10 protein-coding genes are annotated in these 16,085 nt (G+C 70.4%); all 10 read left to right on the top strand.

Annotated elements, in window-relative coordinates:
• Positions 1–439 precede the first annotated feature (439 nt).
• The 10 genes from K309_RS0114615 (at position 440) to bcsE (ending at position 16,082) form a co-directional block, all read left to right on the top strand.
• Complete coding sequence (locus K309_RS0114615; RefSeq protein WP_029047124.1) at positions 440–2,008, top strand: DUF1302 domain-containing protein; 1,569 nt, start codon at positions 440–442, stop codon at positions 2,006–2,008.
• 61 nt (positions 2,009–2,069) lie between these two features.
• A complete protein-coding gene (gene dmpE, locus K309_RS0114610; RefSeq protein WP_029047123.1) occupies positions 2,070–2,852 on the top strand; it encodes a 2-oxopent-4-enoate hydratase in 783 nt (260 codons plus the stop codon).
• A gap of 59 nt (positions 2,853–2,911) precedes the next feature.
• Positions 2,912–3,835 carry an acetaldehyde dehydrogenase (acetylating) gene (locus K309_RS0114605; RefSeq protein WP_029047122.1) on the top strand — a complete coding sequence of 308 codons (924 nt, stop codon included), beginning with the start codon at positions 2,912–2,914 and terminating at the stop codon, positions 3,833–3,835.
• Positions 3,836–3,846: 11 nt separating this feature from the next.
• The gene (gene dmpG, locus K309_RS0114600; protein WP_029047121.1) at positions 3,847–4,872 is read left to right on the top strand and encodes a 4-hydroxy-2-oxovalerate aldolase; all 1,026 of its coding nucleotides are present in this window, start codon (positions 3,847–3,849) and stop codon (positions 4,870–4,872) included.
• 80 nt (positions 4,873–4,952) lie between these two features.
• Complete coding sequence (gene surE, locus K309_RS0114595) at positions 4,953–5,939, top strand: 5'/3'-nucleotidase SurE (RefSeq protein WP_029047120.1); 987 nt, start codon at positions 4,953–4,955, stop codon at positions 5,937–5,939.
• A gap of 10 nt (positions 5,940–5,949) precedes the next feature.
• Positions 5,950–6,612, top strand: coding sequence for a peptidase associated/transthyretin-like domain-containing protein (locus tag K309_RS0114590; RefSeq protein WP_029047119.1), 663 nt, complete (start codon positions 5,950–5,952; stop codon positions 6,610–6,612).
• A gap of 313 nt (positions 6,613–6,925) precedes the next feature.
• Complete coding sequence (gene bcsB / locus K309_RS0114585) at positions 6,926–9,259, top strand: cellulose biosynthesis cyclic di-GMP-binding regulatory protein BcsB (RefSeq protein WP_084402432.1); 2,334 nt, start codon at positions 6,926–6,928, stop codon at positions 9,257–9,259.
• A 1-nt stretch (position 9,260) separates the two neighbouring features.
• Positions 9,261–10,481: a cellulose synthase complex periplasmic endoglucanase BcsZ gene (gene bcsZ / locus K309_RS0114580; RefSeq protein ID WP_029047117.1), complete on the top strand. Its 1,221-nt coding sequence runs from the start codon at positions 9,261–9,263 to the stop codon at positions 10,479–10,481.
• Positions 10,466–14,329: a cellulose synthase subunit BcsC-related outer membrane protein gene (locus K309_RS0114575; protein WP_029047116.1), complete on the top strand. Its 3,864-nt coding sequence runs from the start codon at positions 10,466–10,468 to the stop codon at positions 14,327–14,329. The genes bcsZ and K309_RS0114575 overlap by 16 nt, the downstream gene beginning before the upstream one ends.
• 16 nt (positions 14,330–14,345) lie before the next feature.
• Positions 14,346–16,082, top strand: coding sequence for a cellulose biosynthesis protein BcsE (gene bcsE / locus K309_RS0114570; protein WP_029047115.1), 1,737 nt, complete (start codon positions 14,346–14,348; stop codon positions 16,080–16,082).
• The last annotated feature ends 3 nt before the right edge of the window (positions 16,083–16,085 follow it).

Here is a 16,085-nt window from a genome sequence, read left to right as displayed (position 1 = left end):
ACCGTCGCCGTCGAGGCAAAGCGCTGACCGAGGTGGCCGCGCAGGTACCACACCACGCCGCCTACGCGCTGCAACTGCGGCACGTACACGTTGAGGTACATCCGGTCGATGCACTCGCTTTCGAGCACGACGTGGTCGCGTAGAACATCGCACACACTGTGTGGTACCGTCATGTCTGGCTCCGGTCGTCCACGGGGTCTTCGGACCCCATTGAGCTTCGAGCTCGTACATCGCTGGGCTTGTCCCAGCCGGCTCGACCGGAGCCACCTTACCCCCTCAGCGCTCCGCAGTCACCCGTACTACTCGTCGGTCTGAGGCAGAGCCTCGTTAGTCCATTCTGCCGATTTGTGCAGGTCTCCCCCTCTCTACGCTTGCGGCCAGAGCGCGCCATTCGAAGTGCCAGGCCATGAACCACCACCGAAACCAAGGGGAGACCACCATGCAACAACCACCACGCGGCCCAGTGAAGCGCCGCAGCCGGCTGCGGCCTATCGCCATGGCCGCGATGACGGCAATGGCGACGCTGCTCGCGCCTGCCGCACATGCCGGCGACACGATCGAATTCGGCCGCGACACCACGCTCGACTACAGCGTCACCGCGTCCTACGGCGCGGCAGTGCGCACCGGCCACCGCAGCGACACGCTGCTGAGCCCGGCCAATATCAACGGCGACGACGGCGACCGCAACTTCAAGCCCGGCGACATGATCGCCAACCGCGTGTCGCTGCTGGGCGAAGCCCACCTGCGCCACGGCGCCTTCGGCGCGCTGCTGCGCGGCAGCGTGTTCTACGACTGGGCCTACCGCGGCACCAACTCGAACAACGCGCCGTTCACCGTCAACCACAGCGGCCCGTTCAACCAGTTCACGGAATCGGCGCAGGACTACCACGAGCACCGCGCCCAGCTGCTCGATGCCTATGTCTACGGCACCACGCCGGTCGGCGGCACCCAGCTGAGCTTCAAGCTGGGCAACCAGGTAGTGGCATGGGGCGAGAGCCTGTTCTTCGCCAATATCGCCGGCGCGCAGGGGCCTGCCGATGCCACCAAGGCCTTTGTGCCGGGCGCCGAGGTCAAGGACATCCTGCTGCCGGTGCCGCAGGCATCGCTGCAGCTGCAGGTCACGCCGTCATTCAGCCTGATGGGCTATTACCAGTTCACCTTCAAGCCGAACCAGCTGTCGGCGCCGGGCAGCTACTTCAGCACCAGCGACCTGGTCGGCCCGGGCGCGGAGTTCATCATCGGGCCCGGCTTCCGCATTCCGCGCGGGCCGGACGTCCGCCCGTCCGACTGGGGACAGTGGGGGGTGGGCGCGCGCTGGCGCGTGTTCGAAGGCACCGAGGTCGGGCTCTACCAGCTGCGCTACCACGACAAGAACCCGAGCGTCGTGACCTCGATGTTCCCCACGCTGCAATACCAGGAGAAGTTCTACGGCGGCATCAACCTGACCGGCGCCAGCTTCTCCACGCAGATGCTCGGCGCAAACATCGCCGGCGAGGTCAGCTACAAGGACGGCATACCGATGCTGGTGGACGTGGCCGGCTCGCCCACCGCGTCGCGCGGCAAGGCGCTGCAGGGGCAGCTGTCCGCGATCTACTCGGTGGGGCCCACCTTCCTCGCCAACTCGCAGGCGCTGCTCGGTGAAATTGCCTACCTGCATGTACTGAGCGTCGATCCGGTGATGGGCTTCAGCCAGTTGACCAACACGCGCAACTCGGCGGCGTTCCAGCTTGGCTGGTCGCTGACCTACAACAACGTGTTCGACGGCTGGGACCTGACCGTGCCGCTTACCTATGCGCACCAGTTCAGCGGCCGCTCGGCAGTGGCCGGCGCCTTCGGCACGCTGATGGGCTATGGCGACCGGCGCGCCAGCGTGGGGGTGACCTTCAAGTACCTGAACAACCTGGAGCTCAACCTGACCTACGCGGCGTTTATCGGCGGGCCGAGCATTACCAACCGCCCGCTGGCCGATCGCGACTACGTGGCCTTCAACGCCAAGTACTCGTTCTGACGCCCGCATTGTCCCTGGCTGCCGCGGCAACAGGCCGCGGCAGCGCAACCCGTTTCCTGCCATGCACGCTGACCAGATCGCCACGCTCAGTCAAGAACTCCACCACGCGCTCGTCTCGCGCTCGCCGGTGCCGCCACTGAGCGGCCGCGGCCTGGCGCTGGATGTGAACGACGCCTATCGCATCCAGCAAGGCTTCATCGCCCACCGCCTCGCCGCGGGCGACCGCGTCGCCGGCAAGAAGATCGGCGTGACCAGCAAAGCCGTGCAGCAGATGCTGGACGTACACCAGCCGGACTTCGGCATCCTGCTGCAGAGTATGCACTACGCCGCGGGCCAGCCCATTCCGACCGACACGCTGATCCAGCCCCGCGCCGAGGGCGAGATTGCCTTCTTCCTGCGGCGCGACCTGCGCGGCCCGGGCGTGACGCGCGAGGACGTGCTCGACGCGACCGAGTCGGTGGCGGCGTGCTTCGAGATCGTCGACTCGCGCATCCGCGACTGGCGCATCCGCATCGAGGACACCGTCGCCGACAACGCATCCTGCGGCGTCTACGTGCTCGGCGACGAGCGTGTCAGTCCACACGGCCTCGACCTGGCCGCCTGCGCGATGACGCTGGAGAAGAACGGCGAATGCGTGGCCACGGGCCCGGGCAGCGCCGCGCTCGGCCATCCCGCCGATGCGGTGGCCTGGCTGGCCAACACGCTGGGCAGCTTCGGCATCCCGCTGCTGGCCGGCGAGGCCATCCTGTCGGGCTCGCTCGCCGCGCTGATCCCGGTGCAGGCCGGTGACCGGCTGTCCATGCACATCACGGGCATCGGCGGCTGCAGCGCCGCGTTTTGCTGAATTTCTTGCTGACTCCCTTGCTGACTTCCTGATTCCTTTCACCCGCCACGCGAGACACCATGAACAAGATCCGATGCGCCCTGATCGGGCCCGGCAATATCGGCACCGACCTGCTCTACAAGCTGCGCCGCAGCGACATCCTGGAACCGGTCTGGATGGTCGGCGTGGAGCCGTCATCCGAAGGTCTGGCGCGCGCGCGCGAACTCGGCCTGAAGACCACCAGCGACGGCATCGACGGCCTGCTGCCGCACCTGGAGGCCGACGATATCCGCATCGCCTTCGATGCCACGTCGGCCTACGTCCACGCCGAGCACTCGGCCAGGCTGACTGCGCGCGGCGTGCGCGTGATCGACCTGACGCCGGCGGCGATCGGGCCGTTCTGCGTGCCGCCTGTCAACCTTGAGGCCCACATCGGCAGCAACGAGATGAACGTGAACATGGTCACGTGCGGCGGCCAGGCCACCATTCCGATGGTGTATGCGGTGTCGCGCGTGCAACCGGTGGCCTATGGCGAGATCGTGGCGACGGTGTCGTCGCGCTCGGTCGGGCCGGGTACGCGCCGCAATATCGACGAATTCACGCGCACCACGGCGGGCGCGATCGAAGCCGTGGGCGGCGCGCGCCAGGGCAAGGCCATCATCGTGATCAACCCGGCCGAGCCGCCGCTGATCATGCGCGACACCATCCACTGCCTGACCGACGAGGCGCCCGACGTCGCGGCGATTACCGCGTCGGTGCACGACATGATCGCCGAGGTGCGCAAGTACGTGCCGGGCTACACGCTGAAGAATGGCCCGGTGTTCGACGGCAAGCGCGTATCGATTTTCCTGGAGGTCGAGGGCCTGGGCGACTACCTGCCCAAGTACGCCGGCAACCTCGACATCATGACCGCCTCCGCCGCCCGCACCGCGGAATGCATTGCCGCCGCGATGCTGTCCTCCACCCCCGCCACCCCCGCCATCCCCGCCACCACCACTGCCTGAGGAGCCACGCCATGGGCCAACGCATCACCCTGCACGACATGACCCTGCGCGACGGCATGCACCCGAAGCGCCACCAGATCTCGCTGGAACAGATGAAGGGCATCGCCCGCGGCCTGGACGCCGCCGGCGTGCCGCTGATCGAAGTGACCCACGGCGATGGCCTGGGCGGCGCCTCGGTCAACTATGGCTTTCCCGCGCACAGCGACGAGGAATACCTGCGCGCGGTGCTGGGCGAACTGAAGCATGCACGGGTGTCCGCGCTGCTGCTGCCCGGCATCGGCACCGTCGAGCACCTGCGCATGGCGCACGACATCGGCGTGCAGACCATCCGCGTCGCCACCCATTGCACCGAGGCCGACGTGTCCGAGCAGCATATCGGCATGGCGCGCAAGCTCGGCATGGATACCGTGGGCTTCCTGATGATGGCGCACATGGCGCCGGCGCAGACGCTGGTGCAGCAGGCGCTGCTGATGGAAGGCTATGGCGCCAACTGCCTGTACATCACCGACTCGGCCGGCCACATGCTGCCGCAGGACGTCACGGAGAAGCTGACCGCGGTGCGCCAGGCGCTGCGTCCCGAGACCGAACTGGGCTTTCACGGCCATCACAACCTCGCCATGGGCGTCGCCAACTCGCTCGCCGCGATCGCCGCGGGTGCCACGCGTATCGACGCCGCCGCAGCGGGACTGGGTGCCGGCGCTGGCAACACGCCGATGGAGGTGCTGGTGGCGGTGTGCGAGCGCATGGGCATCGAGACCGGCGTCGATGTGTTCCGCATCGCCGACGTGGCCGAAGACCTGGTCGTGCCGATCATGGACCACCCCATCCGCATCGACCGCGACGCGCTCACGCTCGGCTACGCCGGCGTGTATTCGTCGTTCCTGCTGTTCGCCAAGCGCGCCGAGGCCAAGTACCGCATCCCCGCGCGCGAGATCCTGGTCGAACTGGGGCGGCAGCGCCTGGTGGGCGGGCAGGAAGACATGATCGAGGACACGGCGATCACGCTGGCGCGCGCGCGGGGACTGCTCGCGGCATAGGGCGCCGGCTTGCTGCTTCACCGCTGGCGCCGCGGCCATGCAGCGCTTTCCATACCCATCAGAATGAGGAGACAGGTTCCATGCTCAGACTTCCGGCCCCCTTGCGGCTGAGCCTCGCTGCCGCGGCCCTGGCCGCGGCAGCCACCCCCGCCCACGCGCTCAACGTGCTGCTGACCAATGACGATGGCTGCGCCGCGCCCGGCATCACCGCCGTGCGCAAGGCCTTGCAGGATGCGGGCCACCGCGTCATCACGGTTGGCCCGGCCAGCAACCAGAGCGGCTCCGGTGCCGCCTATGCCGTGCCCGATGGACGCACGCGGCTGGTGGTGGAACCGCTCGCCGGCGGCCCCGACACGTACTGCGTGCACCGGGTCAAGCCCACCTACGTGGCCGGCGGCGCGCTCGATGCTACCAACGCCGACTACATCGGCAGCGGCTCGCCGGTCGATGCCACCGCCATGTGCCTGAAGATCGTCGGCCCGGAAAGCGGCTTTACGCCCGACCTCGTCGTCTCCGGCGCCAACTTCGGTGAGAACCTGTCGGACTCGATCCCGCATTCGGGAACGGTGATGAACGTCCTGTTCGCCGCGCGGCGCGGCGTGCCGGCCATCGCGCTGAGCGTCGGCGTCGACTTTGCCGAGGCGCGCAGCGGCTTCCCCGCGACGCTGGCCGCCTTCCCCAAGGCCGGGGCCTTCCTGGCCCGCGTGATTGCCAGCCTGGAAGCCACGCGTCGCGCCGGCCAGCCGCTGCTGCCCGTGGCCCATCCGCTCAGCATCAACTACCCGATCGCCGCTGGCGGGCAAGCCCCTGCGGGGGTGCGACTGACGGTGCCGGGCACGGTGGACTCGTTCACCACCGCGTACAAGCGCAATGCCGACAACACGGTGTCCATCGAAGCCGGCGCAGCGGAAACCGAGTTGAAAGCGCTCGCCCGCACCGCCGAGACGCCAGCCTTCCTGGCCAAGTTCATCACCATCTCGCCGCTCGACGTGGATTTCCGCCCGACGCCGCTTGCGCGCGGCCTGTTCAACCGCTCGCACCGCGACCTGGCCGCGCTGGCGCCCTGAGGACGAGATCATGGGCAAGCATCTCGGAAACTGGCGCTACCTCTTACCCGCATGCGCGGTGGCGGCCCTGGCGGCATGCGGGGACGACGCATCGCGCGACATCAGCGGCACCGCCGCGGTCGGCGCGGCGCTGGCGGGCGCATCGGTGCAACTGCACGATACGCAAGGCCAGGTGCGGCAGGCGACAACCGACGCCAGCGGTGCCTTCCGCCTGGCCGGCGTGACGGACGGCGCGGTGATGGTGCGGTGCGACGGCGGCCTTGCAAAGGGCAATGCCAACCGGCAGCAGCTCCACGGTTTGGTGCAGGCAGGGCAAACCATCAACTGCACGCCGCTGACTGAACTGGCACTGTGGAAGCTGCTGGACGGGCCGCCGGCGCGCGTCTTCGACAGCTTTGGCCCCGATCATGCGACTCGCCTGACCGCCGATGCCATCGCCGCGGCCGAGCAGGCGGTGCTGGACGCGCTGGCCGAGGGCGCCGCTGTCGACATCGATCCCGCCGCCGTGCCCCGCCGCTGGCATGACACGCCGCTCGCGGCCGGCAACCCCGGCGATCCGCACGACGCCGCGCTGGACGCCATGCGCGATGCGATAGCCGACCAGGCAGCGCTGGACCTGATGGGAGAGATGGTGGTGCACGGCGTTTGCCGGGCCGACGACACCTGCGGATAAGCGGCACGGCTGAGTGAAGCAAGGGCGCTTGCCGCGCGCAAGTGCCGGTGCTTCTCCTACAACCCCGGAGCGGAAATGTCCCCTTTGGCAAGAGGGTAGCGTTTCCGCTTTTTTTATTCGTTGTTGAATCTTTTTTTTGAGCACGGGCGTGATGCGGAGCCCGCGGTGCTTTTGCCGTTACACTTCCCCGACCGTATTCGGCGGAATTTTTACAGCCTGCCGCAACATTGCGTCAGGCCCGCGGCGGGTATAGACTTGCGCGCCGCGTGCGCCGCCCGCCCCAGGAAGCATGCAAGGAATCGCAATCCTGCCCATGACCCGCTCCGTCCCGTCCCGCTTCCACCGCCTCCCGCTATGCGCAGCCAGCCTGCTCGCCCTGTCGTGCCTGTCATGGCCGGCGGGCGCGCAAGCTCCGGCCGTGGGCGCCACGCCGCCCATGCCGCCCATGCCGCCCATGCCGGCCGCGACGCAGCCGGCCACCGTTGCCGGCCCTGCCACAACCGCTTCGGCCAATACCGCCACCCATGTCCTCACCCTGCGCCAGATGGGCGCCTATGGCCCGATCGCGCTGCGCGGCGTGGACCACGCCCGGCAGCTCGACATCGGCGTGCGGCTCGATGAAGTGGTCACGGCGGCCAGGCTCAGGCTGGCCTTTACCTATTCGCCGGCGCTGGTGTTCCCGCTGTCGCATATCAAGCTGACGCTGAACGACGAAGTCATCGCCACGCTGCCGCTGGAAGAAAAGGAAGCCGGGCGCCTGGTCACGCGCGAGGTCGATATCGACCCGCGCTTCTTCACCGACTTCAACCACCTGCGGGTGCAGCTGATCGCGCACTACACGCTGGACCATTGCGAGGATCCGCTGCACTCGAGCCTGTGGGCCGATATCAGCCCGGCCACCACGGTCACGCTCAAGACCTCGCGCGTGACGCTGCCGGACAACCTCGCGCTGCTGCCGGCACCGTTCTTCGACCGCCGCGACAACCGCCGCGTGACCGTGCCGTTCGTGCTGCCGGCCGGCGCCGACGGCGCGACGCTGCGCGCCGCCGGCGTCGCGGCATCATGGCTGGGCGCGCTGGCCGCCTGGCGCGAGGCGCGCTTCCCGGTGGCGCGGACCGCGCCGGCGGGCAGCGACGCCATCGCCTTCGTCACGCCGCAGACCATGCCGGCGGGCCTGAACCTGCCGGCCATCACCGGCCCGACCGTCAGCCTCATGCCCAGCCCGGCCAGCCCGGACCGCAAGCTGCTGGTGGTGGCCGGGCGCAATGCGCAGGAGCTGCAGACCGCGGTCAATGCCCTGGTGCTGGGCAAGGCGGCCATGGCCGGCAACAGCGCACGCGTGGAATCGGTGGACATCGGCAAGCCGCGCCGGCCCTATGACGCGCCGGCTTGGGCGCCGACCGACCGCCCCGTGCTGTTCCGCGAACTGGTGCCGGACCCGCAGGACCTGCAGGTGGCCGGCAGCGATCCGAACCCGATCCGCGTCAACCTGCGCGTGCCTGCGGACCTGTACGACTGGACCCGCAGCAGCGTGCCGCTGAACCTGCGCTACCGCTATACCGCGCCGCCCACCTACAACGACTCGGTACTGAGCATCGACATCAACGACCAGCTGGTGCGCTCGTACCGCCTGCGCCCGCTGGCCAGCACCGACGACCACAACGTGGTCAGCGTGCCGCTGCTGTCGGGCACCACCGCGTCGGCATCGCAGCGGGTCGGCATCCCGGCGTTCCGCGTCGGCAGCAACAACCAGATGCAGTTCCAGTTCCATATCGATTCGCAGAAGACGGCGCTGTGCGGCGGCACGGCGACCGATGTGGCGCGCGCGGCGATCGACCCCGACTCGACCATCGATTTCAGCCGCTTCTCGCACTACACCGGGCTGCCCAACCTGGCGTACTTCGCCAATAGCGGGTATCCCTTCACCCGGCTGGCCGACCTCGCCGACACGGCCGTGGTCATGCCCGACGCGCCGACCGCGATGGACCAGGAAGCGCTGCTGTCGCTGCTGGGCCATATGGGCAAGTGGACGGGCCTGCCGTCGCTGCGCGTGACGGTGGTGCCGACGTCGAAGATCGACAGCGTGCGCGACCATAACCTGCTGCTGATCGGCACCGGCAGCGGCGCCGCCACGCTGGAAAAATGGGGCAAGTCGCTGCCGATGCTGATCGCGCGCGGCAAGACCGAGATCTCGCTGCGCGACCAGCGCACCGGCATCCGGTCGAACTGGCTGGGCGGCGTGCGCGAGGACCCGGTCGCGCCCGTGGGGCGCGCCATCCTGTCCGCCGATGGCCCGGTAGCGGCGCTGGTCGGCTTCGAATCGCCGCTGGCCGACGGCAACACCGTGGTCGCGCTGACCGCCACCGAGGACCGCCGCGTGGCCGACGTGCTGGACGCCCTCGAGAACCCCGGCAAGGTGGCGCAGATGCGCGGCGACCTGACCGTGATCCGCCAGGACCAGGTCGATGGGCTGCGCCTGGGCGAGCGCTACTACGTCGGCGACCTGCCGTGGTACGCGCGCATCTGGGTGCGGGTGTCGGCCTTCCCGAGCCTGCTGGCGATCGGCGGGCTGCTGGCCGGGCTGGTGGTGGCACTGTCGCTGTTCTGGACACTGGGCAGGCTGGCTGCGCGGCGCGGCGGGAGCTGACATGCGGCGCATGCTGACAGGCCTGGGCCGATGGCTGGCAGCCGGTGCGCTGGCTTGTGCCTCGCTGGCCGCCGCTGCTGCGCCCACGCCCGCGCCGGCCTGCAAGTGGGCCGACTGGGAAGCCTTCCGCCAGCACCTGATGAGCGCCGACGGGCGCGTGATCGACCGCAGCTCGGACAAGCAGGCCACCGTGTCCGAAGGACAGGCCTACGGCCTGTTCTTCGCGCTGGTGGCCAACGACCGCGCCAGCTTCGACAAGCTGCTGGCTTGGACCGAGAACAACCTGGCGCAGGGCGACCTGGTCTCGCACCTGCCCGCGTGGATCTGGGGCAGGCTCACGCCGGAGCAGGCAGCCAGCGCCGGCCACGCTGACAACCGGGGCAACCCGGACAGCGGCTGGGGCGTGATCGACAGCAACCCGGCATCCGACGCGGACCTGTGGATCGCCTACGCGCTGCTGGAAGCGGGACGGCTGTGGCAGGAGCGACGCTTCACCGCGCTCGGCACCCTGCTGGCGCGACGCATCCTGCGCGAGGAAACCGCGGTGCTGCCCGGCCTGGGCCGCACCGTGCTGCCGGGACCGCAGGGCTTCAGGCTGGGCGACAAGCGCTGGCGCCTGAACCCCAGCTACGTGCCGCTGCAGGTGATGCGCCGGCTGGCCGCGGCGCTGCCGGAAGAGCCGGCGTGGCAGCAGATGATCGGCACGTCCGCGCGGCTGATGCTGGACACCGCGCCACGCGGCTTCTCGCCCGACTGGGTCGAATACGAAGCGGGCCGCGGCTTCCTGCCCGACACGGCAACCCGCGCCGAATCCGCCTACAACGCGATCCGCGTCTACCTCTGGGCCGGCACGCTGGCCGCCGACGAGCCCCAGCGCGCCGCGCTGCTGAGCACCTTCGCGCCGCTGGCCGACTATGTCGCCGCCCGGGGCTATCCGCCCGAGCGCATCGATACCCAGACCGGCCAGCCTGGCCCCAACGCGGGCAACGGCGGCTTCAGCGCCGCGGTGGCGCCATACCTGGCCGCGCTCGGCCGCGCCGACCAGGCCGCCGCGCAGGCACGCCGCACGCGCGAGCTGGCGCTGCGCGAGCCCGGCGGCCAGGCCGGCTATTACACCCAGGTGCTGACGCTGTTCGGGCTCGGCTATCTCGAGGGCCAGTACCGCTTCGCCAGGGACGGCGCGCTGCTGCCTGCTTGGAAGACCGGATGCCCCGCGCGCTGAACCCGATGCTGATGCCGGCACTGTTCGGCGCCGCCGCGGTAGCGCCGCTGGCACTGGCCCAGCAGGCCGCCACTCCCTCGCCCGAGCTGGCGCAGCTGCTGTCCGCCGCGCGCATGTGGGATGCCAAGAACCGCACCGACGTGGCGCGCGGCATCCTCGACAAGGCGCTGCTGATCGATCCAAACCAGCCCGACGCGCTGATGCTGATGGGCCTGATCGAGCTGCGCTCCAACCGCCCGCTCGAAGCCGAGAAGATCCTGCGCCGGCTGCGCCAGGCCAATCCCGGCCACCCCGCCACGCTCGAACTCGAAGACGCCTGGCGCATCGCCACGCGCGACAAGGCCGAGATGGCGCGCATCCGGCTGCTGGCGCGCGCCGGCAAGTCCGACGAGGCCATTGCCCGGCTGCGCCAGCTGTTCCCGCGCGGCGCCCCGCGTGGCGCCCCGCGTGGCGAGCTGGCGATCGACTACTACCGCATCCTGGCCGGCACGCCCGCCGGGCGCACGGCCACCATCGCCGAGCTGCGCACGCGCGTGCGCCAGAGCCCGGACGACCTGCGCCTGCAGATGGCCTTGGCCAGCCTGCTGACCGACCGCGAGGCGACGCGCCAGGAAGGGCTCGGCATCCTGCAGCGCATTGCCCGGCGGCCCGACGGCGACCGCAAGGGCGCGCTGGAGATGTGGCGGCGCACGCTCTACAACGTCAGCGACGATCCCGCGTACTACAAGTGGTACGAGGCCTACCTGCAGGAAGTGCCGGACGACGACGCCGCGCGGCAGACGCTTGCCGAGCTCGGCAAGCGCACCACTGTGCGCCAGCGCGAGCAGGCCAGCCCGGCCTACCAGGCGCGGCGCGAAGGCGAGAAGCAGCTGGCGCGGGGCAATGTGCGCGAGGCCGAGACCGCGCTGGAGAGCGCCAACCGCAAGCGCCGCGACGAAGGCGAAACGCTTGGCAACCTGGGGCTGGTGCGCCTGCGCCAGGGACGTCACGACGAAGCGCGCGAGCTGTTCACGCGCGCCGCCGAGCTCGATACCGGCAACCGCGGCAAATGGCGCAGCCTGCAGGGCACCGCCACGTTCTGGGGCACGCTGGCGCGCGCGCGCGAGGCCAACGCCCAGGGCAAGCCGGCGCAGGCCGAAGCGCTGGCGCGCCAGGCGTTGCAGCAGCAGCCGGACAACGCCAATGCGCGCGCCATCCTTGCCGACGCGCTGATCGCGCAGGACCAGCCGGCCGAGGCCGAACGCCTGCTGCGCGCCAACCTGGCCGGCCCCGAGCCCGACATCGGCAGCCTGCGCACGCTGGTGAAGCTGCTCAACGAAAGCGGCCGCGGCGACGAGAGCGGACCGCTGATCGCCAGCACCGCGAGCTGCCTCAAGGGTTCGTCCGAAGAACTGCGCAGCCTGCGCGCCGAACTGCTCGCGCTGCAGGGCGAACAGCTGCTGGCGCAGCGCAAGCAAAGCCCGGCGCTGGCGCGGCTGGAAGAATCGATCCGGCTGGCGCCGCAGGATCCCTGGACACGCTTCACGCTGGCGCGCGCCTACCGCGACCTGGGCCTGCCGGTGCTGGGGCGGCGCGTGATGGACGAAGGGGTGGCTGCTGCCGGGAGCGCCCAGAGCGCCCAGGGCGCCGAGATGCGCTATGCCGCGGCGCTGTACCTGAATTCGGTCGACGACATCGACGCCGCCAGTGCGCTGCTGGCTGGCGTACCGGACGCCGCGCGCTCCGACGGCATGCGCCGCCTCTCCGGCAACCTGGCCGCGCAGCGCCTGCTGCGCGAAGCGCGCCAGCTCTCCGCGCAGGGCCGCGAAGACGAAGCGATGGCCAGGTTGCGCGCCGCCGCGGCCGAGGTGCCCGACGATCCGCAGATGCTGGCCTCGGTCGGGCGCGAATGGATCGCGCTGGGCCAGCCCGACACCGGCCTGAAGCTGGTCACGGACTGGCTCGACGCGCACCCGGACGACCCCGCCATCGACGTGCGCATCCGCTACGGCGAACTGCTGGCCGCGGCCGAGCGCGACGATGCGCTGCGCGCGTGGATCGCAGACGTGCGCGCGCGTCCCGGCCTGAACGCCGCGCAGCGCGCCGACCTCGACGACCAGTCGCTGCGGCTGGCGGTGCGCGCGAGCGACCGCCTGATTGCCGAGGGCGATTTCTCCGGGGCCCAGCGCACGCTGATGGCAGTGCCCGAAGCGCAGCAGCGCGAGCGCCGCTGGCTGCTGGCGCTGGCCGACCTGCGCGAGGCCCGGGGCGACTATGCCGGCGCCGCCGACGCTGCGCGCCAGGTGCTCGCGGCCAACCCCAGGGACGCCGGCGCGCGGCTGATGGTGGCCAACATGCTGGAGCGCCAGGGCGACGAGAAGCAGGCGCTGGAGATCGTGCGCGCGGTGCTCGCCGACACCGCCGAGGACGACATCGACACGCGCCTGTCGATCGCGCGCCGCTTCACCGCGATGCGGCGTGAGGACGAAGCGCTGGCGGTGGTCGCCCCGTTGCGCCAGCGCTATCCCGAGCGCGCCGACATCGCGGTGCAGGCCGGGCGCATCGCGCAGTCGCGCGGCGATTTCGACGAGGCCGCGGCGCTGTACCGCGAGGCGCGCGTGATGGAACAACGCGAGGGCGTCAGCCCGCGTTTGGACGACCCTGCCGAGGGCACCGCGGCCGGCCGCGCGCTCGCCTCGCTCGAAGCCCGGCGCGAAGGCCAGGTGGCCTCGGCGGTGCTGTTCTCGCACAAGACCGGCGATCCTGGCATCTCGCGCCTGCTGGCGACCGAGATCCCGCTGTACGTGCGCATCCCGCACGGCTACACCGGCCACACCTTCTTCCATGCCGACACGGTGCTGCTCGAAGCCGGCACGCTGCCCGCCGACAACCTGTCCGCCTCGCGCGACTTCGGGCGCATCCGCGCGCTCGGCAATACCGGCCTCGGCCCCATCGGCCAGAACGACCGCGGCGTCGCGCTGGCCGCCGGCTACGAGTTCAACGGCGCCTACAACAGCTGGCGTGCCGACATCGGCACCACGCCGCTGGGCTTCTTGCGGCAGAACATCGTCGGCGGGCTGCGCTGGCGCGGAGAAATGGGGCCGGCATCGACCACCATCGACGTATCGCGGCGCGCCGTCACCAGCAGCCTGGTGTCGTACGCGGGCGCCACCGATCCCGCCCATGTCGACCCGGCCACCGGCGTAGTCACGCCCGCTGCCACCTGGGGCGGCGTGGTGCGCAACGGCGTGCATGTGCGCTATGCGCGCGACGTGGGGCGCTTCGGCCTGTTCGCCGATCTCGGTTACGGCATCTACACTGGTCACAATGTCCTGACCAACCGCGAGTTCACCGTGCGCACCGGCTTCGACGTGCCCGTCTTCGTGCGGCGCGACCAGCGCCTCATCAGCGGCCTGGTGCTGAACTACTGGCGCTACAGCGAGAACGAGCGCTACTACAGCTTCGGCCACGGCGGCTACTACAGCCCGCAGCGCTACCTGTCGTTCGGCATCCCGCTGGACTGGACCGGGCGGCGCGACAAGCTGTCCTGGCGCGTGCGCGGCTCGGTGGGGCTGTCGAGCACGTATGAGAAGTCAATGCCGTACTACCCGACGGATTCCCGGCTGCAGGAACTCTCCGGCAATGCCACCTATGGCGGCGGCTCCGGCGGCGGCTTCAGCTACACCATCGGCGCGGCGATCGAGTACCGCTTCGCGCCGCACTGGGTCGCCGGCGCGGTGTTCGAGATCGACCGCTCGCGCGACTACGCGCCAAACCGCGCGCAGGCCTACGTGCGCTATGTCTTCGACAGGCAGCAGGGGCCCGTGCCCTACCCGCCCACCACGGTGCGGCCATACTCCACCTACTGAGCCACATAGCCACGCCATGAACGACGCCAGCCGCTCCACCGCCCCGCCGCCGCGCTCGCGCAAGAAGCCGCGCGCCTGGCTGCAGGCGCGTCCGGCGCTGGCCATCGATGCGCTGCCGCCGGCGCTGGCGGCACTCGAGCCCGCCGCCGTGCACGTGGTCTATGCCGACGCCACGCCCGCCTGCGACGCGCTGTTCTGGCAGAGCGCGGCACGGCTGCTGCGCGCGCGCACCACGGTGCTGTCGCCGCGCGAGCCGGCCGAAATCGCCGACATGCTGCGCGCGCACGGGCTCGACATCGAACGCTCGCGCACGCTGCATCCGCGCGCCAATGTCTGCACGCTGCGCGGCGTGCCCGACCGTTCCGGCATCGGCGTGCTGACCGAAGCGCTGCAGGCCGTGGTGGACCAGTGCGGCGCACAGGGCAGCCAGTTCCTGGTGGAAGGCGCGCAGGGGTATTTCCGCTGGAACGACCCGGTCGCGCTGGCCGATGATGGCGAGCTGCTGGCGCAATGGTGCACGAGCAACAGCTGCGGCGTGCTGCTGGTGCTCGAGCCGCCCGGCGGCGCGGCGGCGCTGCAGCTGCCGTCGCTGGCCGGGTTCCACCGCCATTTCGCCGGCGTGGCGCGGCTGGCGCAGCAGTATGGGCACTTTGTCTGGGAAGTCGGCTTCTGGCGCCACAAGGACGCGATCCTGCCGCCTGAGGTGGTGCCGCTGCGCTTCTCGCCGGCCGACCATGGCCTGGTGGCCGGCAGCGGCGCCGACGACGCCATCGCGCCCGGCGAGGCGCCCACGCTGCTGGCCCCCGACGAGGACCGCATCATCGTCAGCCGCGCAGCCGTGCTGCGCGAACGCTGGATCCCCGCGCACTGGCAGGTGGTCGACGACAACGCCGCCGCGGTGGCCGCCGCCGCCGGTGCGGTCGCTGCCACCGTGGTGCTGCACTACGGCCAGATTGCCGAGCTCGAGACCCTGGCCGGCCAGGTGCACCAGCTGCGCCACGACGGCGGCAAGGCGCTCAAGATCGTGGTGCGCGAGGACCATGAGATCCTGCGCCAGCGTTACGAGCTGCTGATGATGACGCTGGGTGCCAGCCTGGTGATCCACCGCAACACGCCGTTCGCGCGCGTGCAGACCATGATCGAGGCGATCCAGGGCCAGGTGTTTTCGCGCCCGATCCTGCCCGACTACAAGAGCGCGCTGTCCGCGGTGGTGGCCACCGCCGCCACGGGCTACGTGCCGCCCGCCGACTTTATCTCGCTGGTGCGCACCACGCTCGAGCGCAGCAGCGTGATCCGGCTGCCGCACATACTGCTGGAGCTGCCGCTGCTGCCCGAGGTGGCACATGTCGACGCGCTGCGCGCGTGCCAGATGCAGGATGCCGGCGACCTCTGTACCGCCGGCAGCAACGCGGTCTACGCCTTCTTCTTCGCCTGCCGCATGGAGAACGTCGAGACCGCGTGCCGCCATGTGTTCGTGCGGCCGATGTCCGAGCTGTTCGGCGGCGAGCTGCGCTGCGGCGATCCCGAATCGATCCTGGGCTCGCTCAAGCGGCTCGAAGCCGATATCGCGCAGCGCCCGGTGCAGGACTACAGCGGCTGGCTCGCCAGCCAGCCCGGGCCGTCGCCGGTGGCGGCGCCGGCAGAACTGCCGCCGCAGGACGCGCCGATCCCGCTGCCAGCGACCTCGCGCGCGCGCCGCGGCCGGCGCGCGCAGCCGCAGGCTTTTGCCATCCCGCTGAAGCGGCAACGCTAGGCA

Source organism: Cupriavidus phytohabitans, from assembly GCF_000426345.1.
GTDB lineage: Bacteria > Pseudomonadota > Gammaproteobacteria > Burkholderiales > Burkholderiaceae > Cupriavidus.
The sequence above is the reverse complement of the archived record's forward strand: the minus strand, read 5'-3'. Positions and strand labels throughout refer to the sequence as shown.